This window comes from Micromonospora sp. NBC_00362, assembly GCF_026342155.1.
GTDB lineage: Bacteria > Actinomycetota > Actinomycetes > Mycobacteriales > Micromonosporaceae > Micromonospora > Micromonospora hortensis.
Map to the genome: position 1 here is coordinate 224135 of NZ_JAPENH010000001.1, position 21884 is coordinate 246018.

Here is a 21884-nt window from a genome sequence, read left to right on the forward strand (position 1 = left end):
AGATGAAGATCGTCTCTGTCGACACACTGGTCGTCGACTTCTACCGTACGAACCTCGTCATCGTGCGGGTCCACACCGACGAGGGGATCGTCGGGCTCGGTGAGGCCACCCTGGAGGGCAAGGAACGTGCCGTCCAGGGGGCCATCGCCGAGCTGGCCGAGGCGGTGGTGGGCCTGGATCCCACAAGCATCTCGAAGATCCTCTACGAGACCGCGCGGGACTGGTACTGGCGCGGCGGTCCGGTGATCATGACGGCGTTGAGCTCGCTGGAGATGGCCCTCTGGGACATCTCGGCGCGCGAGCTCGGCGTACCGGTCTCCCGGCTTCTCGGCGGCGCGACCCGCGACCGGGTCCGCGCGTACGCCAATGGTTGGTTCTCCGGTGCCGTCACGCCGGAGGACTACGCGGCCGCCGCGCGCCGGACGGTGGAGTCGGGCTTCCGGGGCCTCAAGTGGGACCCGTTCGAGAACTACGACCTGACCATCACCACCGCGCAGTTGGACCGGGTGCTGGCCCAGATCGACGCCGTCCGTCAGGCGGTGGGCCGCGAGGTGGAGCTGTTCGTCGAGGGGCACGGCCGATTCGACGTCCGTCACGCCATCAAGGTCGCCACCGAGATCGCCCAGTTCGACCCGGTGTGGTTCGAGGAGCCCTGCCCACCGGACAACCTCGATGCGCTCGTCGACATCCGTCGCGCGTCGCCGGTGCCGATCGCCGCGGGGGAGCGGTGGTACGGGCGGCAGGGCTTCGCGCCGGCGCTGGCCCGCCAGGCGGTCGACTTCGTCCAGCCCGACGTGACGCACGCCGGCGGGATCGCCGAGTTGGTCTTCATCTCCACGCTCGCCGCGACCAGCTACGTGGGCTTCGCGCCGCACAACCCGAGTGGTCCAATCAGCACCGCCGCGACGCTGCAACTCGGGGCGACGTTGCCCAACTTCCGGTACCTGGAGATCATGGCGACCGACGTGCCCTGGCGTCCCGAGATCACCAACGAGCGGCTGGTGCTGACCGACGACGGCGACATCCTCGTCCCGACCGGGATCGGCCTGGGCATCGAGGTGGATCTCACCGCCATCGAGCAGCATCCGTTCACACCGCATCCACTGCGGATGTTCCAGGACGCCGTCTTCGACATCCGTCCCCGCGACGAGCGGTCCTTCTTCAACCTGGAGAGCGACTCATGACGTTGCCACGGCCCCGGGGGTCGGTCGCGGCCGCGGACTGGGTCGGCACCGCCGCCGAGGCGTTGCCGGACGATGCCGACAGCGTCCTCATCGGCCGGATCTGGGACCCGTCCGGCGGCGGCCCCTCACCGGTGACCGTCCGCGACGGCGAGGTCATCGACATCAGTCACCGGTTCCCGACCGTCCGCGACATCTGCGAGCTGCCCGATCCCGCCGCGACGGTGGTTGGGCTCGACGGGCCGAGGGTGGGCGACTTCGGGGAGATACTGGCCAACACGGGGGCCGCGACCCGGGACCGTGGCCGGCCCTGGTTGCTCGCCCCGGTCGACCTCCAGGCGCTCAAGGCCGCTGGCGTGACCTTCCCGATCTCCATGATCGAGCGGGTGATCGAGGAACGGGCGCGGGGAGACCTGGCGCTGGCGGCGGACATCCGGCACCGCATGCTCGCCGACGTCGGTGTCGACCTGCACAACCTGGAGGCGGGCTCGCCGGAGGCGGAACGGCTCAAGAGCATGCTGGTCGCCGAGGGCATGTGGAGCCAGTACCTGGAGGTGGGCATCGGCCCGGACGCCGAGATCTTCACCAAGGGACAGATCCTCTCCGCCGTCGGCACCGCCGTTCCGGTCGGCGTGCTCGCCGCGTCGACCTGGAACAATCCGGAGCCCGAGGTCACGCTCATCGTCCAGTCCAGTGGCCGGATCGTCGGCGCCACCCTCGGCAACGACGTGAACCTGCGCGACATCGAGGGCCGCTCGGCGCTCCTTCTTCCCCTGGCGAAGGACAACAACGCCTCCTGCGCCCTCGGCCCCCTGATCCGGCTCTTCGACGACCGGTTCGGCATGGACCGGGTCCGCGAACTCGAGGTGCGCCTGGAGGTTCTCGGCGAGGACGACTTCCACCTGGAGGCGGTCTCGGAGATGACCCAGATGTCGCGCGATCCTGAGGAGCTGGTCCGGCAGCTGATCGGGCCGCACCACCACTATCCCGACGGGGCCGCGCTGATGCTCGGCACCATGTTCGCGCCCATCCAGGACCGGGACCGCCCCGGTGAGGGCTTCACCCACAAGGTCGACGACGTGGTACGGATCAGCTGCCCGGCGCTCGGCACCCTGGTCAACCGGGTGCGGCACGCGGAGGAGTGCGAGCCCTGGCACTTCGGCGTCCGCGATCTCATGGGCAATCTGGTAAGGAGAGGACTGCTGTGAACGTGGTCAGCACTGTCGATCCGCGCGACGGTCAGCGTCGCGCGACGGAGCTCACCGAGACCGACGAGTCTCGACTGGAGGTGATCGCCGGTCAGACGGCCCCGGCGGCGCAGTGGCTGGCCGCGCGCGGGAGGCTCGGCCGCGCGGAGCTGCTGGACGCGATCGCCGCGTCGCTGGAGTCCCGTCGGGTGGATCTGGTCGCTGCCGCCGAGGCGGAGACCGGGCTGGGCCACGCGCGACTCGACGGGGAACTCACCCGGGCGGCGCTCCAGTTCCGGATGTTCGGCGAGGTGCTGCGCGACGGAGCGTACGTCGAGGCCACCATCGACCACGCCGCCGACACACCGCTCGGCCGTGGACCGGACCTGCGGCGGATGCTGGTACCCCTCGGGCCGGTGGCGGTCTTCGGGGCCAGCAACTTCCCGTTCGCCTTCTCGGTCGCCGGCGGTGACACGGCCGCGGCGCTCGCCGCCGGGTGTCCGACGATCCTGAAGGCCCACCCGTCGCACCCGCTGACCTCGCACGCCTCCGCCGCCGCGATCGAGTCGGCAGTCCGCGACCTCGGCGGGCCCGAGGGTGTCGTCGCGACCGTGTACGGGGAGCAGGCCGGTCGCGCGCTGGTGCGCCACCCGACGATCCGTGCGGCCGCCCTGACCGGCTCGGTCAACGCCGCCCGCGCCATCCAGGCGGCCATCGACGAGCGGCCCGACCCCATTCCCCTGTACGCCGAACTGAGCAGTGTGAACCCGATCGTCGTCCTGCCCGACGCGGCCGCCGCCCGAGCAGACCAGATCGCCGAGGGGCTGTTCGGCTCCTTCACGAACTCGGGCGGTCAGTTGTGCACCAAGCCCGGCCTGGCGTTCGTTCCGTCGGATCCGTGTGGTGACGGCCTGGTCGACGCGCTGCGGACCAGAGTCGACGCGTCGGGTGGCACGGTCCTGCTCAACGAGCGCATCCGGGACGCGTACGAGAACCGGTCCACGGAGTTCGAGCGGGCCGGCGCCCGGGTGTCGGCGCGGCCCACTGTCGAACCCGGTGCGGGCTTCACAGTGGCACCGACCCTCCTGGAGGTCGGCCTCGCCGGCCTGACCGCCGAGATCGCCGACGAGTGCTTCGGCCCGCTCCTGATCGTGGTCCGTTACGACGACGTCGCCGACCTCGACGCCGCGCTGGCCTCCGTACCGCCGTCGCTGACCGGTTCGCTCCACAGCGGACCGGGCGACGACGCCGACGTCGTACGCCGACTGGTCGACGTGCTCGCCGCCCGCGCGGGTCGCATCGTCTTCGACGGCTACCCCACCGGTGTCCGGGTGTCGTGGGCCCAGCACCACGGTGGCCCGTGGCCGTCGACAAACGCCGTGCACACGTCGGTGGGCGCCACGTCGATCCGACGGTTCCTCCGCCCGCTGGCGTGGCAGGACGCCCCGGCCTGGGTCCTCCCCGAGGAGTTGCGCGACGAGTACACCACCATTTCCCGGCGAGTCGACGGAAGGTTGCAGCCAGCGGTCCAATAACCGCGTCCGCCGGTCTCTCCCGGGCACGTTTCCGGGCCACCTGTGACTGGCGCGCGAATTTCTCGACAACATCGACCGGACAGAGAATTCGCGCGCCAGTCGTCCTGGTGCCGATGACGCGCGCCCGAATTGTTTGGACGCGATTCTCCGCTCCGATTTCCGTCTTGACCGTCAATGCAATTCATGGTTGTGTTTTCGACAGGGAACGATGTTAGCGCTCGCAATAGCTGCATCGCTCGTTACTGGTATCCCTTCACCTCACCATCGAATGGTCGGTCGGCCGCTCGGTGCGGTCTGACCACACGCCGAAGAGGGAGCAGGACCATGCCCGTCGCACCTCCCCGTCCCCCGATGCCGGCACCGACACGCCGGCTGATGCTCGCGCTGCTCGCCGCCGTCACAGTGACGGCCGGAACGGTCGCCGCACCGGCGGCCTCGGCCGCACCGCCCGCGCCGCTGGGCCCGACCGTCACCCGCACCGACAAGCCCCCGACCGGGTACACAGTCACCTTCCGGTACCGGGCGCCCGAGGACGTTCAGCAGGTCCACGTCTACGGCGACTGGTTCTACTCCCGACCGGAGAACATCGCCTGCCAGGACTGCGGCGACGCGCGGCCGCCCGCCGAGTGGCAACCCGGCGACGTCGCGGCCACCCCGTGGCACATCCAGGCCATGCGGAAGGGCCCCGACGGGGTCTGGACCTTCACCACCCCGCTGCCGGCGGGCACGTTCCGGTACGCGTTCACTCACGACTGCGCCAACGAGCTCGCCACCGGCTGTGCCCTGCACGACGACCCCGCCAACCGGTGGCAGATCCAGCCGCAGTACCCGGGAGCGCCCGGCGCGGTACGCAGCACGATCTACGTCCCGGCCAGTCGGAAGTTCCCGACGTACGACACCGGTTACCAGGCGCCGGTCGCCAGGGTCGGCCGGCTGGAGTCCCGGCGGTACACCTCGCCGCTGTCGACAAACCCGGCGGGAGTCCACGACATCGTCGTCTACCTGCCGCACGGCTACGACCCCAACCGCGTCACGCCGTACCCGACGCTCTACCTGAGCCACGGCAGCGGCGACCACTCGACCGCCTGGACGATGCAGGGCGTGGCCCACCTCATCCTGGAGAACGCGATCAAGGACCGTGCGGCGCAGCCCATGGTGATCGTGTCCACCGACTTCAACGGCCTCCCCGGTGGCAACGAGGGCTACGTCAACGAACTACGGAACAACATCTTCCCGTTCGTCGAGCAGAACTACCGCGTCTCGACCCGGGCGCAGGACCGCGCGTTCGCCGGCTTCTCCGCAGGTGGCAGCCGGGCGTACACCATCATGTACAACCACACCGACCTGTTCGGCTACCACGCGGCCTGGAGCGCGGGCGGCCCGGCCGCCACCCAGGCCCAGGTCGACAGCATGAAGTCGGTGGCCGGCGGCATCATGATCGGCACCGGGCTGCAGGACCGGCTGGGCAACATCGCCGAGAACTCGCAGCGCAACGCCGCCGCCCTGCGGGCCGCCGGCGTCGAGCTGGACGAGTACAACGTGCCGGGCGTGCACACCTGGCACGTGTGGCGTCCGCTGCTGAACCACTACCTGCGCACCCTGACGTTCCGGGCCACCACCACCGATCTCGACGTCGCCACGTCACCGGCGGGCCCGTCGCACCACACGAAGGTCACCGCCACCGCGACGGTCGGCACGGTCAGCACCAGCACGTCGACACCCTCCGGCACCGTCGACTTCTCCGCGGGTGATACGCACCTCGGGTCGGCCCCGGTGCACCACGGAGTCGCCCGGCTGAAGAAGACCGTCAATGGTGCGCTGAGCGCGCCGGTGGTCGCCCGCTACCAGGGCGACAAGCTCTTCAACGACTCCCACAGCTCCCCGGTCGACGCTCGGTAGCGACAGGCTGGACCCCGTACTCCCTGTGGTGGGGAAGCCCCCGGCCGCGCACCCCTGGTGATTGCCAGGGTGTGCGCGGCCGGGGCACGTCCGGGACTGCTCGTCAGCCGATCACGGGGTGGTGTCTGTGGCGCGCAGGCGCAACATGGACCAGGACGCGGGCGGAAGAGTCAGCTGGACGCTGGCGTCGGCGCCGCGTGCCGTTTCGTTGGGGCGCGGCGCGGCGTGGTCCGGACCGTCGGCGGTGTTCTTGGCCTGCAGGTCCGTGCCGCCGACGCTGACGCACTCGATGATGTCGCTGACCTGGGCGCCGGCGACGTCGATGGTCACCTCGGCCGGGGTGTCGAGGGCGCGGTTGACGAGGAAGACGGTCATCTCCCCGGTGGTGTCGTCCCAGGTGGAGACCGCGTCGACCGCGTCGATCTCGCCGTAGCGGTCGGTGGTCGTCGTGCTGCCGTCACGCAGCACGTCCAACACGGTGCCCTGGGCGTGCCGGGCGGTGCGGGCGAAGGGGTGGAAGATGGTCTGCCGCCAGGCCGAGCCGCCCGTCTCGGTCATGATCGGTGCGATGACGTTTACCAGTTGGGCCTGGCAGGCAGCGCTCACCCGGTCGCTGTGCCGCAGCAGGCTGATGAGCAGGCCGCCGACGACTACCGCGTCGGCCACGCTGTAGTGGTCCTCCAGCAGGGGTGGCGCGACCGGCCAGTCCTCGCCACTCGGGGGCGTGGACGGGGCGGCGGACTGGTACCAGACGTTCCACTCGTCGAACGCGATCATGATCTTCTTGGTCGACCGGCGGATCGCTCCGACCGAGTCGGCGATGGCGGTGACGGCGTCGATGTACCTGTCCATGTCCTCGGCCGAGGCGAGGAAGCTGGCCAGGTCGTCGTCGACCGGCTGGTAGTAGGCGTGCAGCGAGATCAGGTCCACGTCGTCGTACGCCTCGGTCAGCACGTCGCGCTCCCAGCTGCCGAAGGTCGGCATACCGAGGTGTGAGGAGCCGCAGGCGACGAGTTCGAGATCGGGTTCGAAGCGGCGCATGGCCTTCGCGGTCTGCGCCGCTAGTCGCCCGTACTCGGTCGCGCTGCGCTGACCCACCTGCCACGGGCCGTCCATCTCGTTGCCCAGGCACCACAGCTTGATCCCGTACGGATCGACGGCGCCGTTGTCGCGGCGCTGGTCGGCGAGGTGGCTCCCACCGTGGTGATTGGCGTACTCGAGCAGGTCGACGGCCTCGGCGGTGCCACGGGTGCCCAGGTTGACCGCCATGATCGGATCGACGCCGGCCTTGCCGACCCAGCGCATGAACTCGTCGAGCCCGAACGCGTTGGTCTCCAGGCTGTGCCAGGCGAGGTCGAGCCTCGCCGGCCGTTTGTCGACCGGGCCGACGCCGTCCTCCCAGCGGTAGGACGAGACGAAGTTGCCGCCCGGGTAGCGCACCGTGGTGACGCCCAACTCACGCACCAGCGCGAGGACGTCGCCCCGGAAGCCGTCGGCGTCGGCCGTCGGGTGCCCCGGCTCGTAGATTCCGTTGTAGACGCAGCGACCCAGGTGCTCGACGAACGAGCCGAAGAGCCGCCGCGGCACCGGCGCGACGTGTCGGCGAGGGTCCAGGGTCAGACGGGCCGTGTGCACGCCGTTCTCCGGCGCGCTGTCGGGGTGGGTGTTCAGGGCTGGCTCCCTTCGTGCAGGTCCGACGCCGGCAGCACTGCCCGAGCGCCGGGACCGAGGGGTGGTGGAGGCACTGTGAGCTCTGGACAACGTGATCGACTTCGATTACGTTCTCGATCTATGTAAACGTTACCGATTACGTTTACGTAAGGGAACACGACGCCTGGACCAATGTCTCGCCGGCATCCCCCGCGGGTCCTGCCGCCCCGGGCGAAAGACCAGCTTGTCGCGGTGATTGGGGTGACCGGGTGACCACTGTTGAGCCGGAGACCGAGGCGACCTACGCGGATGCGACCGCGCCCGTCGACGAACGGGTGTCGGACCTGTTGGCCCGGATGACCCGCGAGGAGAAGCTCGCGCAACTGGGCAGCACGTGGGCGTTCACACTGCTGGAGGGCGGACGGTTCGCGGCCGAGCGGGCCCGGCCGATCCTTCGACACGGCCTCGGGCACGTCACCCGCGTCGCGGGCGCGACCAGCCTGAAGGCGGCGCAGGTGGCGCGGGCCGCCAACGCGATCCAGCGCTTCCTGGTCAGCGAGACCCGGCTGGGGATCCCGGCGATCGTGCACGAGGAGGTCTGCTCGGGGGTGATGGCCCGCGAGGCGACCATCTTCCCGCAGGCGATCGGCGTCGCGAGCACCTGGGCGCCGGAGCTGAACCGACAGTTGGCGGACGTCGTTCGCGCACAGATGCGCGCCATGGGAAGTCATCAGGGGCTCTCGCCGGTGTTGGACGTGGTGCGCGACCCGCGGTGGGGCCGGACGGAGGAGACCTACGGCGAGGACCCGTACCTGGTGTCCCGGATGGGCGTGGCGTTCGTCAGGGGCCTGCAAGGCACCGACCTGACCGACGGCGTCCTCGCCACCGCCAAGCACTTCGTCGGCTACGGGGCGTCCGAGGGTGGGTTGAACTGGGCGCCGGCCCACCTGCCGCCGCGTCTGCTGCGCGAGGTGTACCTGTATCCGTTCGAGGCGGCGGTCCGCGACGGCGGGCTCCAGTCGGTGATGGCCGGCTACCACGAGCTCGACGGCGTTCCGTGCCATGCCAACCAGGAACTCCTCGCCGACGTCCTGCGTGGGCAGTGGGGCTTCACGGGCAGCGTGGTCTCCGACTACTTCGCCGTCAACGACCTCCACTCGTACCACCACTTCGCGCAGGACAAGCAGCAGGCCGCGACGGTGGGCCTCGGTGCGGGCGTGGACGTCGAGCTTCCAGCGACGGACGCGTACGCGGACGCCCTCACCCGCGCCCTGGACGCCGGCGAGGTCAGCGAGGCCCAGCTCGACGAGGCGGTCGCACGGATCCTTCGGCACAAGGTCGAACTCGGGCTCTTCGAGAACCCGTACGTCGACGAGGACGCGGCCGCGACCTCGGCGAACGCCGAGCGGCACCGGGACGTGGCGCTGGAGATCTCCCGCCGCAGCCTCGTCCTACTCAAGAACGACGGAGCGCTGCCGCTGCTCGCGGGCGCCGGAACTGTCGCTCTCATCGGCCCGAACGCCGACGACGCCCGACACCTGCTCGGTGACTACTCGTTCGCGGCCCACATCGAGGCGTTGGTCGCGGCACGCAAACGGCGCGGCCTGCTCGGCGAGATGATGACGATCCCCGACGATCTGGAGATCGACGAGAGCATCGACGGTGTGCCCACGGTGCGGGACGAACTCGCGGCGCGGCTGGGCGACCGGCTGCGCTTCGCCCCGGGCTGCGACGTGCTCGACCCGTCGACCGAGGGGTTCGCCGAGGCGGTCGCGGCAGCCGCGGCGGCCGACGTCGCGGTGCTGGTCCTGGGTGACCGCTCGGGGCTGACACCCGGGGCCACCACGGGCGAGTCGCGGGACCGGTCCAGTCTGGACCTGCCGGGCGTGCAGGAGGAACTCGTCAGGGCCGTCGTCGCCACCGGCACACCCGTCGTGGCAGTGCTCGTCGCCGGCCGACCGGTCGGCAGCGACTTCCTGCACGAGGAGTGCGCCGCGGTGCTGATGGCCTGGTTGCCGGGGGAGACCGGGGCGCAGGCGATCGCCGAGGTGCTTCTCGGTGAGGTCGACCCGAGCGGAAAGCTGCCGATCTCGTATCCCCGCGGCGTGGGCCAGATCCCCGTCTTCTACGGCCACAAGGTGTCCGGGGGGCGGTCACACTGGCACGGCGACTACGTGGATGCGCCGGTCGCCCCGCGCTACGTCTTCGGCCACGGCCTCGGGTACACCTCGTTCGTGATCGAGGAGGCCACGCTGGAGAGCGCCGAGGTCCGCGCCGGGGACAGCGTCGGTGTCGAGGTCACACTCGCCAACACCGGACACCGGGCGGGGGAGCAGGTGGTGCAGCTCTACGTCCGTGACCCGCAGGCCACGATCACGCGGCCGGTGCTGGAGCTGAAGGCCTTCGCCCGCGTCGAGGCCGCCGCCGGCCAGCGGGTGGCGGTGCGGTTCGCGCTCCCCACCGGCCAGCTCGGTTTCTACGACCGGAGCATGGCCTACTCGGTGGAGGCCGGGCAGATCGAGGTGTACGTCGGCTTCTCGGCTGCCGACCACACCCATGCCGGCACATTTGTCATCAGTGCGGACCCGGACCGGCCGGCGTCGAAGGTCTTTACCGGGGCCGTCGAAGTTCGGCAACTGTGATCGTTCACCCGGGGACGGTGAATGGTTCTTGACGGAGTGTGTCGTCCTGTTGTCAACGGGTGGCACCAACGCCAAAATCAGGCTCCACGTCGACCCCGGGAGACGATGCGATTGCGTTATTCGCAACGGCGTCCGAAGGTCAATCGCACCCCTCGTGGGCGTCCAGTTCGGACCTTGTTCTCGACGGTCGGTTAAGGACGAAGAGGTCTTGTGTTCGTAATCGTTCTCAGTTACGTTGGCAACATCCTGGAAACGTAACCGATAACGATTGCAGTCCAGAGAAGAGCGGCATGATTGAAGTCAATGCGCCGGTAACAATGAGTGATGTCGCCCGAGCTGCTGGCGTTTCCACCGCCACCGTCTCGCGCGTCGTCAACGGGCATTACGGCGTCAGCGCTCGCACAGTCGCTCAGGTGCGCTCCGCCATCGAGCAGCTCGGCTACGAGTCGAGTCTGGTGGCCACCAGCCTTCGGCGCAGCCGCACCAACGTTCTGGGCCTCGTGGCGCACAGCTTCCAGTCGTACACCGCGGAAGTGCTCAAGGGCGTGATGAAGGCGCTGAGCCGCTCGGGCTTCGATCTGATCATCTACGCCAACAGCGACCTCTACGGGTCGTATTCGGAGGGTTGGGAGCAGCGGCACCTGACCCGACTGTCGGGCACTCTCACCGACGGCTGCATCGTCGTCACGCCCTGGGGTGACTTCCGGACCCGGACGCCGGTCGTGGCCATCGACCCAGTGCGGGGCTCGACGACGCCCTCGGTGATATCCGACAACCTCGCTGGCGCCACCACAGCTGTCGAGCACCTGCTCGGCCTGGGCCATCGGCGCATCGGGTTCATCGCCGGCCGCGACAGCCTGGCCTCGGCCTGGTCGCGGGAGGAGGGATACCGGGCCGCGCTGAGCACCGCCGGGGTTCCGGTCGACCCGACACTGATCGGCCGAGGTGATTTCAACCCCGAGTCGGCGACTCCGCTGGCGCGCGTCCTGCTGCAGCGACCGGACCCGCCGTCGGCGATCTTCGCGGCGAGCGACGGGATGGCCCTCAAGGTTCTGGAGGTCGCCAGGGAGTTGGGGTTCTCGGTGCCGGGGGACCTGTCCGTCGTGGGGTTCGACAACATCCCCGAGTCGGCGTTGACCCAGCCGGGTCTGACCACCGTGGACCAGTCGATGTATCAGCTCGGGTACGAAGCCGCGCGGATGCTGAAGTCACTGGTGACCGGCGAGTGGGACGAGCCGAGCCAGATCGTGCTTCCGACCAGCCTCGTCGTACGCGACTCGACGGCACCACCGAAGAGCGCGGCACGACCATGACATCAGCGTGAAGGAGGTGCACCAGCACACACGGCCAGATCCACAGTTGAGTTGAGCCGGTCAGTCGGGTCGCATCCGCTGCCGGCACATGAAAGGAGTGGAGTGTGACTACCGAACAGTATCATGGGCGCTTACGCCGTCTGGGCGTACGCCGGCGGCTCTCGGCGGCGTTCACCGCCGGGGTCATCGCCACCGCGGCGGTGCTCATCGCGCCGCAAGCAGCAGCGGCGGACACGCCGTGGCTCGACGTCTCCGCGGACCGCTACGCCACGTTCGCCGTCCCGGCGGCGTACGTCCAGGAGAACCTGGGCACCGTCTCGCAGGTCGTCGTGGAGGGAAACTTCGGTCCGTCGGCCAGTTGGGCGGAGTTCGGTCTGACCCGTCGGGGTGACGTGTGGTCGGGCGTTCTCGGCGCGCTGGAGCCCGGGCTGTACAACTACCAGCTCACCGCCGACGACACCAAGAGCATCAAGGACCCGACGAACAGCACCAGTGTCGCGTCCAACCCGCTCCTGAGCACCTTCCTCGTCGCTGGAGACTCGGCGCGGTGGCTGCTCGACGCGCCCGCCGGCACCGGTGGAAAGATCGAGACGTTGACCTATCGGAGCAGCAACGCGCAGCGCTCCGCCCTGGTCTGGACGCCACCGGGTTACGCGGCCAAGGGCCCGAAGGGGTACCCGGCGCTCTTCCTGCAGTCGGGTGGCGGTGTGGCCGCGAGCGACTGGCTCGACCTTGGACGATCCCAGCAGATCCTCGACAACCTCTCCGCCGCCGGCGCCATCAGCCCGATGGTCGTGGTGATCAACAACGCCGACGCCTCGGACGACAAGGAGTTGAAGGACCTCCGGAACGCGGTCACCGACAACTACCGGGTCCTTCGCGACCCGGCGCACCAGGCGATCGCGGGCGTGTCCGACGGCGGCGCGCAGGCGTTGCGGGCAGCGCTCACCAAGCCGGGTCGGTTCGGCTACGTCGGTTCGTTCTCGGGCACCTCGGCTCCGGAGATCGACCGCAAGGACGCTAAATCGATCAACCGCGGCGTCAAGCTGCTGCGCCTGTACACCGGTAACGTCACCGATCCCGCGTACAACACCACCTACCGGCTGACGAAGGCGTTGAGTCGAGCCGACGTCCGGTTCGAGTTCGACGGGGTCAACCCCGACGGCGGCGCGACCTGGACCACCTGGCAGGAGAACCTCGTCGACTTCGTGCCGCGGTTGTTCCGGCACGTGGCCGACCACGGGCCGAGCCCTGGTCACCAGCCGCTCAAGCGGGAGTTCACCCCGCCGCCGGCCGGCACCACCCCGACGCCCTTCGTCACCGAGGACGGGTTCGTCACCTTCGAGACCACCACGGACTTCGCTGACGCTCAGCACGTCACGGTCTGGGCGAACGTCGCGCCGGGCGGCAGTTGGCTGCGACTGCCACTGACCCGTGACGGTGACCGGTGGCGGGCAACGGTGGGCCCACTGAAGCCCTGGTTCTACTACTACCGGCTGATCGTGGACCGGGTCGCGGTCAAGGACACCTCCAACCCGACGACCGTCACCACCGAGCCGATGTGGAGCACCTTCTTCATCCCCGGGCCGGGCGCCCGACTGCTGTCGGACGTACCCGCGGGTCGTGGCGGGAAGGTCGAGAACATGACCTACGCCAGCACGGTGGCCGGCCAGGACCGGACCGCGCTGGTGTGGACCCCACCCGGGTACGACCCGCACCGGACGCAGCCGTACCCCGTCCTCTACCTCCAGCACGGCGGTGGCCAGAACTACACGGACTGGGTCGAGATGGGCCGCGCCAAGCAGATCCTCGACAATCAGTTCCTCGACGGCGACCTCACGCCGATGGTCGTCGTGATGGGCAACGGCAACTCGTCGAACTTCAACCGGGAACTGCGGGAGAACATCGTTCCGACGGCCCGTGCCCGCTACCACATCTCCAGCGATCCGTCGCAGCAGGCCCTCGCCGGCCTGTCGATGGGCGGCGGGCAGGCGTTCGGGGTGCTGCGGGCCTACCCGGGCGAATTCGCCTACGTCGCCGCGTTCTCGGCCGGTTTCGGAAGCGGCGCCGGCGTCGACGTGGCGGCGATCAACAACGGCACCAAGATGCTGCGCCTCTACGTCGGTGACCAGACCGACTTCGTGTACCCGAGCTTCATGACGTCGCTGACCACGTTGAACAACCTCGGTATCCGCTACGAGTTCGACGGGGTCACCCCCGGGCCGCACGGCTGGGACGTGTGGCAGAAGAACCTCATCGACCTGGCGCCCCGTCTGTTCAAGCGCTAGGAGCCTTCGCCGGCGACGCCACCGGGAGCAGGGCTTCCTGCTTCCGGTGGCGCCCGCCAGCGCATGGATGCAGTGCACCGCCATCGCCGAAGGGAACCATCTCAATGAAGAGAAGACGAATACTCGCCACGGTAGCCATGCTCGCGGCGGGGACCGGCCTCGTCGCCTGCTCCTCCGACGAGGGCGGCAGCGACGCGAGCAATTGCACGAACACCATCACCAAGCAGAACGTGCCGGTCGTGACGATGTGGGGCTGGTACCCCAACACCCAACTCGTCGTCGACAACTTCAACAAGCAGCACGACGACGTGCAGGTCTGCTGGACCAACGTCGGCCAGGGCAGCGACGAGTACGACAAGTTCCAGACCGCCATCTCGGCGGGCACCGGCGCACCTGACGTGATCATGGTCGAGGCGGACCGGATCCCGACGTTCCAGATCCAGGGCGCGCTCGTCGACATCAAGCAGTACGGCTTCGACGCGGTCAAGGCCAACTACGGCGAGGGCGCCTGGAAGGACGTGTCGGTCGGCGACAAGGTCTACGGCGTCCCGGTCGACGGCGGTCCGGCGGCGATGATCTACCGGAAGGACGTCTTCGACAAGTACAAGATCACGCCGCCGAAGACCTGGGCCGAGTACGAGCAGGCCGCGCAGAAGGTGAAGGACGCCGGCGGCCCGCTGTTCGGTGACCTCGGCGCGAACGTCCCGGCGCTCACCATGGCGCTGCAGATCCAGAAGGGCGCCGCGCCCTTCACCTACGACCCCGCGCAGCCGAAGGCGATCGGCGTGAAGCTCAACGACCAGGCGTCCAAGGACGTGCTGGACTACTGGGGTGGCCTCGCCAAGAAGGGCCTGGTCGGTACGCAGGACCAGTTCACCCCGGAGTACATCTCCGGCGTGATCAACGGCAACTACGCGACGTACATCTCGGCGGCGTGGGCGCCCGGCTACCTCACCGGCGCGGGCGTCGGTAAGGGTCAGGACACCGGCAAGTTCGCGGTGGCGCCGCTGCCGCAGTGGGATCCGGCCAACCCGGTGCAGGTGAACTGGGGTGGGTCGGCCTTCTCGGTGACCAAGCAGGCGAAGAAGCCGGAGCTGGCCGCGAAGGTCGCCTACGGGCTCTACGCCGACAAGGAGTCGCTCACCGACGGCTGGACCAACCAGATCATCTTCCCGCTGAACCTCACGGCGCTCAAGGACCCCGCGTTCGTCGACCTGAAGGTGGCGTTCTTCAACGGCCAGCAGGCGAACAAGGAGGTCTACCTTCCCGCCGCCGAGGCCTACAAGGGTGTCGCGTACGCCCCCTTCGGTCAGTACTACCTCGACGCCATGACCAAACAGGTCAGCGAGATCATCAAGGGCTCCGTCACCGGTTCGCAGGCTGCCGACCGGCTCCAGGAGGACGTGGCGAAGTACGCCAAGGAACAAGGCTTCACCGTTCAGTGACCGGATGGGTGGGCCGCGCCGGCACTGGCCGGCCGGCCCACCCGCCCCCCTCAGCGTCCACGTCCCGGAGACCAAGATGACATCCCTGACCGAGAAGCGCGCACCGCGTACTCAGCCTGAGACGCGCAAGATCCGTGGCAAGGTGCACCTCCGCGAACACCTGATGGGGTGGCTCTTCGTCGGGCCGTTCGGGATCGTGTTCCTGGCGTTCCTCATCGCGCCACTGGGGTACGCGCTGTACCTCAGTCTCTTTCAGAAGAAGCTGATCGGCGGCACCAGCTTCGTTCTCTTCGACAACTACGTGAAGGCGTTCACCGACCCGAGCTTCCTGTCCGGGGCGTGGTTCGTCATCCGCTTCTCGCTGGTCTCGATCCCGCTGCAGATCGTCATCGCGCTCGCGCTGGCCCTCATCCTGGACTCGGTGACCACACTGTTCGCTCGCTTCTCCCGCCTCATGATCTTTCTGCCGTACGCGATCCCCACCGTGATCGGGGCCGTGATGTGGGGGTTCCTCTACAGCCGGGGCTTCGGCCCGCTCACCGACATCTTCGGGCTGTTCGGCGCCACCGCACCCGACTTCCTGAGCAGTGACCTGATCTTCTACGGGCTACTCAACGTCGTCACCTGGCAGTGGGCCGGCTACTACATGATCATCCTGTACGCGGCGTTGCAGGGCGTCGACCCGACGCTCTACGAGGCGGCCCGGATGGACGGCGCCGGGCGGTGGCAGATCGCGACGCGGATCAAGATCCCGCTGATCGCGCCCGCCCTGATCCTCATCCTGGTCTTCTCGCTCATCGGCACCCTGCAGTTCTTCAACGAACCGCAGATCCTGCGATACCTCGCCGCGGGCACGATCGGCTCGGACTTCACCCCGAACATGTACGCGTACCAACAGGCGTTCTCGCTCGCCAACTTCAACTACGGGTCCGCGATCTCCTTCGCCCTCGGCGGGCTCGTGTTCATCTGCGTGTACGCCTTCCTGTTCTTCACCCGCAAGCGGAGGAGCTTCCTCTGATGACCGACCACACCAGCGTCCGCGCCGGCGCCCGCCGACCGCAGCGCTATCTCCCGCTTCAGATCCTCCTCGGCTTCCTGGTGATCTACTTCCTCGTGCCGTTCTGGTGGGTCATCGTCAACAGCTCCAAGGACGCACCCGGCCTGTTCGGCGGCGGCAACACCCTCTGGTTCACCGACCAGATCGACTACATCGGGAACCTGCGGCAGCTCTTCACCTACGACGGTGGCATCTACCTGCGGTGGATGCTCAACTCCACGCTCTACGCCATCGCCGGCGGCGTCGGCGCCACCGTCCTGGCGGTCATGGCCGGCTACGGGTTCGCCAAGTACCGATTCGCCGCCCGACGCTTCAGCTTCGCCATCGTGCTCGGCGCGTTGATGGTGCCCGCCACCGCTCTGGTCATCCCGACCTTCATCATGTTCTCCCGGCTCGGCCTGACGAACACGGTCTGGGCGGTGATCCTCCCGTCGCTGCTCAACCCGTTCGGCGTCTACCTGATGCACGTGTACGCGCGCGACGCGGTGCCCGACGAACTCCTGGACGCGGCGCGGGTCGACGGTGCGGGAGAGGTGCGGACGTTCCTTCAGATCGCCCTCCCGCTGATGCGTCCCGCGGTGGTCACCGTGCTGCTCCTGTCGGCCGTGGCGTCCTGGAACAACTATTTCCTGCCGCTGGCCATGCTCTCCGACAACCGGCTCTTCCCGGTCACCGTCGGTCTTGGCCTCTGGCAGGGAATCGCGTCCGCGAACAACGCGGGAACCACCTCGCTGTGGAGCCTCATCATCCTGGGCTCCCTGGTGTCCGTGATCCCACTGATCATCGCGTTCTTCAGCCTGCAACGACACTGGCGCGGCGGCCTCTCCGTCGGAGGGCTGCGGTAGGCCGCGCTAACGCCACCAGCCAACCCACCACACGCGATTGATCGCCGCGCACGCGGCCGGACGGATGACAGAGAGGTGTGCTGATGTCGACGACGAATCGACCGCTGCGCAGCGGGGAGTGGTTCGGTGCGGAAGGCCGCAACGGGTTCATCCATCGGTCCTGGATGCGCAACCAGGGTTTCGCGGACGACGTCTTCGACGGTCGCCCGGTGATCGGCATCGCCACCACCTGGTCGGAGCTGACACCCTGCAACGCGCACCTGCGCGACCTCGCCGAGTCGGTGAAGCGGGGCGTGTGGGAGAGCGGGGGCCTGCCGCTGGAGTTCCCGGCGATGAGCCTGGGCGAGCCGCTGATGCGACCCACGACCATGCTCTACCGCAACCTGCTGGCAATGGAGTTGGAGGAGTCGGTCCGCGCCAACCCGCTCGACGGGGTGGTGCTGCTGTCCGGCTGTGACAAGACCACCCCCGGCCTGCTGATGGGAGCGGCGAGCGTCGACCTGCCGACCCTGATGCTGACCGGCGGCCCGATGCTCAACGGCAAGTTCCGCGGCCAGGACATCGGCTCGGGCACTGTCGTCTGGCGCTTCACCGAGGAGATGCGGGCCGGTCGGATGACCGCGGCCGACTGCTCCGAGGCGGAGGTCGGCATGTCCCGCAGCCGAGGCCACTGCATGACAATGGGTACGGCGTCCACGATGGCCTGTGTGACCGAGGCGCTGGGTGTGCAGCTGCCGGGGTCGGCCGCCGTCCCGGCGGTCGACTCCCGGCGGTACGCGCTCGCGCACGGCGCCGGACGCCGCATCGTCGCCATGGTCGAACAGGACCAGCGGTTGTCCTCGGTGCTGACCAGGAAGGCGTTCGAGAACGCCGTCCGGGTCAACGCCGCAATCGGTGGCTCCACCAACGCCGTCGTACATCTGCTCGCGATCGCCGGACGCCTCGGCGTCCCCCTGTCGCTGGAGGACTTCGACACCCTCACCGCCGACGTGCCCATGCTCGTCAACCTCATGCCGTCCGGGACGTACCTGATGGAGGACTTCTTCTACGCCGGCGGCCTCCCGGTGGTGATGAAGGAACTCGCCCCGCTGCTGCACATGGACCACATCACCGTCAGCGGCAGGAGCGTGGCGGAGAACGTCGACGGCGCCCAGTGCTGGAACCGGGACGTGATCGGCAGCATGGAGGAGCCGTTCCAGCCCGCCGGCTCGGGCACCGTGGTGCTGCGCGGTTCGCTCGCGCCGTCCGGGGCGGTGCTGAAGGTCTCCGCCGCCTCCGCCCACCTCCTCACTCACACCGGCCCGGCGCTCGTCTTCGACCGGATCGAGGAGTACGTCGTCGCCGCCGACGACCCGGACCTCGACGTCACCCCCGACACGGTGATCGTCGTCCGCAACGCCGGACCACGGGGCTACCCCGGCTTCCCGGAGGTGGGCAACGTGCCCATGCCCCGACGGTTGCTCGCGGACGGCATCACGGACATGGTGCGGATCTCCGACGCTCGGATGAGCGGCACCGGCTACGGCACCTGCATCCTGCACGTGGCACCGGAAGCGTCAGTGGGTGGCCCGCTCGCGCTGGTTCGCACCGGTGACCTGGTCTCCGTCGACGTCTCGACGCGCCGCCTGGAACTCCTCGTCGACGACGCCGAACTGGCCCAACGGCGCACCACCTGGCAGCCTCCGAAGCCGGTGGCCGACCGGGGCTGGGTACGGCTCTACAGCGAGCACGTCCTGCAGGCTGACAGCGGCGCGGACCTCGACTTCCTCGTCGGTGGCAGCGGCAGCGCGGTGCCCCGTCACTCACACTGACGGCCACGAACGGACGAGGCCCACGAGGAACTGATTCCATGGAAGAACGGACGGCCCGCCAGTGCGAGTTCACGCAAAGGCCGCTGTGACAGCGGCCGACCGGCCCCCGGTCATGGCCGACGTCGCTCGCCTGGCGGGCGTGTCACACCAGACGGTGTCCCGGGTCATCAACGGGGCACCCAGCATCAGGCGCGAGACGCGGGAGCGGGTCCTCGAGGCCATCCGACGGCTCGACTACCGTCCCAACACGGCCGCCCGCGCGCTGGTGCGCGGACGGTCCGGGATGATCGGCATCATCGGCACGGCCAGGACGCTGTTCGGCCCGACGAGCATCCATCGCAGCGTCGAGGACGCCGCCCGCGCGGCCGGCTACTTCGCCACCTCGGTGAGCCTCTCCGAGGTGACGGTGCGGGCGCTCAGCGACGCCACCGAACACCTCATGCGCGTCGGCGTGGAGGGCGTCGTGATGATCGCCGGCAACGACGAGGCCCTCGAGGTGGTGCGGATGACGCGCTCGGGTGTTCCCTTCGTCGTCGTGGAGGGCGATCTGTCCCGGGCCAGCGTGACAGTCGGCGTCGACCAGGTGCTCGGCGCCCGGATGGCCACCGAGCACCTCCTCGACCTCGGGCATCGAGAGATCGTGCATGTGAGCGGTCCGCTCAACTGGGCGGAGGCCCGCGCTCGGCTCGAAGGTTGGCGTCAGGCGATGAGTGCCGCGGGCCTACGCCCGCCGGAGCCGGTCGAGGGTGACTGGAGAGCGCACAGCGGCTACGCCGCCGGGCTGCGGATCGGTGCGATGCGCGCAACCACTGCGGTGTTCGCCGCCAACGACCAGATGGCCATCGGCGTGCTGCGCGCGTTGCACGAGCGGGGGCGGCGGGTGCCACACGACGTCTCCGTCGTCGGATTCGACGATGTCCCCGAGGCGCCCTTCCTCATCCCGCCGCTGACGACGATCCAGCAGGATTTCGACGCTGTCGGTCGGCGTGCCATCACCGCCGTCACCCAGGCCATCGACGACACGGTGCCGCAGCGTCTGCCGCTGGTCGTCCCCAAGCTCGTGGTGCGGCAGAGCACGGCGGCGCCGACCGCCACCTGAACAGCCGACGATCTGGACCGGCTGCCCGCCGACGGGCAGGAGCCCCGGCGTGTGGCCGGGGCTCCCGCGACGTCGACGGTGTTCGGGTGCAGAGGTGTTCAGAGGGTGAAGACGAGCGTCGAGATGCTGCGGGCGCCGACGTTGATGGTGGCCTGACCGCCGTTCACGCTGGTCGGCTGGCTGGCCGCGTTGGCGTTCTGCGAGGTGAGGTAGTGCTCGGCTCGGCTGACGTTCTGCGGGGCCTGGATCACGGCGCTGTTGACCGCGCTGTTCGAGCGGTTGAGGATCACCAGAGTGATCTTCCCGTCCCCCTGGTAGGCCGTCACCTCCAGCGGCGAGGCCTTCGAGCTCTTCGACAGGGCGACCCGCTGGTAGCCGGGGCGGACGTACTTGGCGTACTGCGAGAAGGCGTACCCGCGCTTGAGCGGAGCGCCCGCGACGGTCCCGAACGCCGACTCGCCGTCACCGATGAAGGAGTAGTAGCGCTTGCCGTACCACCAGATGTAGGCGTTCCAGTTGGCCTCCATCGACTTGTGCACCGTGCGCATGATGTCGTCGAGGGTCTCGTTCCAGACCGCCGCGTTGGCGGGGTTGCCCCAGATGTTGGAGCCGCCACCGTCGGCGGCGTGCAGGTTCCACTCGGTCATCCACACCGGCTTGTTGTGTTGCTGCGCCAGCGAGTACGGCCGCAGTCGGCCCGACTCCTCGGTGCCGTACAGGTGCCCGCCGACGTAGCCGATGTTGTTGCGGGCGGTCGCGTCGTTGAGGGTCGGGTCGGTGAAGTTGTAGTTCATGTTCACCGCCTCGGCCACCATCAGCTTGGTGTTCTGCACCTTGGTGCCCTGGTCGCGCACGAAGGTGCGCAGCTCGGTGCCGCTCCAGTCCATCGAGTCGTAGTCCGGGTGCCAGTCCGGCTCGTTCTGCACCGACGTGACGTCGATGGGTACGCCCTGGCCGCGCATGTACTGCACGTAGCTGTTCAGGTGGTTGGCGTAGTCGTCGTAGTAGTCGGTCCTCAGCTTGCCGCCGTTGACCCGGCTGTTGTTGGTCTTCCACGCCGCCGGCGCGGTCCACGGTGAGGCGAGGATCTTCACGTTGGACCCGTACGACTTCGCCGTCTTCAACGAGTTCACGTGCGTCGCCCACTCGCTGGATTCCGGCGACAGGCCGGTCCGCACTATGGAGAGCCCCAACTGGTTGGCGCCCATCCCGACCAGCGTCTGCGTGTCCGCCGTCGACCAGGCGCTACCCCAGATGGAATGCGCGGCCCCGAACCCGTCGACCGTCTGGTATTTGGTCGCGCTGTTCACGGTGATGTCCGCCGGCCCGGTCGGCGGCGGGTCCGTCGGCGGTGGGTCGGTCGGCGGTGGGGTCGGCTCGGTGCCACCGGTGCAGCCCACCCCGTTCAACGCGAAGGTCGTCGGATCGGGGTTGCTGCCGGTCCACGAGCCGTTGAAGCCGAACGAGACGGTCCCGTTGGTCGGGATGGCCCCGTTGTAGCTGACGTTCTTGGCGGTGACGGCGGTGCCGCTCTGCGTCAGCGTCGTGTTCCACGCCTGCGTGACGGTCTGTCCGGCGTTGTAGTTCCAGGTCAGGGTCCAACTCGTCACCGCGTCACCGAGATTGGTGATGGCGACGTTGGCGCCGAAGCCGCCCTGCCACTGCGACGACACGCTGTACGTGACCGAACAGCCGGCGGCTGCGGCCCCCGCTGGCATCGCCACGGCGACCGCTGCCGAGGCCAGCAGGACGGCGCCGGCCGATACCAGGGCGGCGTTGGTCACTCTTCTCTTTCTCATGAAACTCCTCCTGAAAGTGGTGGTGGCTTCCACGCCTCGGGAGGGCTCGTCTGCGGGCGAGATTCAGCGATGGTGTGGGCGGCGAAGAATTGGGAGCGCTCCCAGGTGTCGATTCCAGAAAGCTAATTCGTCC

The 21884-nt window shown here is 68.8% G+C and carries 14 protein-coding genes; 12 read left to right on the top strand and 2 right to left on the bottom strand.

The annotated features are described in order from the left end of the window. Nucleotides 1–2: 2 nt before the first annotated feature. From OG992_RS01065 to OG992_RS01080, 4 genes are all read left to right on the top strand, one after another. Entirely contained in the window at nucleotides 3–1184 is a 1182-nt protein-coding gene (locus OG992_RS01065; protein WP_266302009.1) for a mandelate racemase/muconate lactonizing enzyme family protein, read from the top strand. Continuing rightward, entirely contained in the window at nucleotides 1181–2389 is a 1209-nt protein-coding gene (locus OG992_RS01070) for a fumarylacetoacetate hydrolase family protein (protein WP_266302010.1), read from the top strand. The genes OG992_RS01065 and OG992_RS01070 overlap by 4 nt, the downstream gene beginning before the upstream one ends. Next, nucleotides 2386–3903 (top strand): aldehyde dehydrogenase (NADP(+)), encoded by a 1518-nt coding sequence (locus OG992_RS01075; RefSeq protein ID WP_266302011.1) that lies wholly within the window; start codon nucleotides 2386–2388, stop codon nucleotides 3901–3903. The genes OG992_RS01070 and OG992_RS01075 overlap by 4 nt, the downstream gene beginning before the upstream one ends. Before the next feature lie 351 nt (nucleotides 3904–4254). After that, on the top strand, nucleotides 4255–5802 hold the full coding sequence (locus OG992_RS01080) for an alpha/beta hydrolase-fold protein (protein ID WP_266302012.1): 1548 nt from the start codon (nucleotides 4255–4257) through the stop codon (nucleotides 5800–5802). A gap of 111 nt (nucleotides 5803–5913) precedes the next feature. On the opposite strand, the gene OG992_RS01085 is transcribed toward OG992_RS01080, so the two are convergent. Then, nucleotides 5914–7437 (bottom strand): alpha-N-arabinofuranosidase, encoded by a 1524-nt coding sequence (locus tag OG992_RS01085; RefSeq protein ID WP_266302013.1) that lies wholly within the window; start codon nucleotides 7435–7437, stop codon nucleotides 5914–5916. A gap of 284 nt (nucleotides 7438–7721) precedes the next feature. Here OG992_RS01085 and OG992_RS01090 point away from each other — a divergent pair, with 284 nt between their 5' ends. The 8 genes from OG992_RS01090 (at nucleotide 7722) to OG992_RS01125 (ending at nucleotide 19952) form a co-directional block, all read left to right on the top strand. Further along, nucleotides 7722–10094, top strand: a complete 2373-nt coding sequence (locus OG992_RS01090; RefSeq protein WP_266302014.1) for a glycoside hydrolase family 3 N-terminal domain-containing protein — start codon at nucleotides 7722–7724, stop codon at nucleotides 10092–10094. Between the two features lie 317 nt (nucleotides 10095–10411). Beyond that, nucleotides 10412–11407 carry a LacI family DNA-binding transcriptional regulator gene (locus tag OG992_RS01095; protein ID WP_266305124.1) on the top strand — a complete coding sequence of 332 codons (996 nt, stop codon included), beginning with the start codon at nucleotides 10412–10414 and terminating at the stop codon, nucleotides 11405–11407. Nucleotides 11408–11511: 104 nt separating this feature from the next. Beyond that, nucleotides 11512–13695: an esterase family protein gene (locus OG992_RS01100; RefSeq protein ID WP_266302015.1), complete on the top strand. Its 2184-nt coding sequence runs from the start codon at nucleotides 11512–11514 to the stop codon at nucleotides 13693–13695. Nucleotides 13696–13799: 104 nt separating this feature from the next. After that, the gene (locus OG992_RS01105) at nucleotides 13800–15140 is read left to right on the top strand and encodes an ABC transporter substrate-binding protein (protein WP_238684018.1); all 1341 of its coding nucleotides are present in this window, start codon (nucleotides 13800–13802) and stop codon (nucleotides 15138–15140) included. Nucleotides 15141–15216: 76 nt separating this feature from the next. Then, a complete protein-coding gene (locus OG992_RS01110) occupies nucleotides 15217–16158 on the top strand; it encodes a carbohydrate ABC transporter permease (protein ID WP_112589083.1) in 942 nt (313 codons plus the stop codon). Then, the gene (locus OG992_RS01115) at nucleotides 16158–17042 is read left to right on the top strand and encodes a carbohydrate ABC transporter permease (RefSeq protein ID WP_238684017.1); all 885 of its coding nucleotides are present in this window, start codon (nucleotides 16158–16160) and stop codon (nucleotides 17040–17042) included. The genes OG992_RS01110 and OG992_RS01115 overlap by 1 nt, the downstream gene beginning before the upstream one ends. Nucleotides 17043–17125: 83 nt before the next feature. After that, nucleotides 17126–18853: an IlvD/Edd family dehydratase gene (locus tag OG992_RS01120; protein WP_266302016.1), complete on the top strand. Its 1728-nt coding sequence runs from the start codon at nucleotides 17126–17128 to the stop codon at nucleotides 18851–18853. Between the two features lie 112 nt (nucleotides 18854–18965). Beyond that, nucleotides 18966–19952 (top strand): LacI family DNA-binding transcriptional regulator, encoded by a 987-nt coding sequence (locus tag OG992_RS01125; RefSeq protein ID WP_266305125.1) that lies wholly within the window; start codon nucleotides 18966–18968, stop codon nucleotides 19950–19952. Nucleotides 19953–20050: 98 nt separating this feature from the next. On the opposite strand, the gene OG992_RS01130 is transcribed toward OG992_RS01125, so the two are convergent. Then, nucleotides 20051–21751 (bottom strand): cellulose binding domain-containing protein, encoded by a 1701-nt coding sequence (locus tag OG992_RS01130; RefSeq protein ID WP_323181760.1) that lies wholly within the window; start codon nucleotides 21749–21751, stop codon nucleotides 20051–20053. Nucleotides 21752–21884 lie beyond the last annotated feature (133 nt).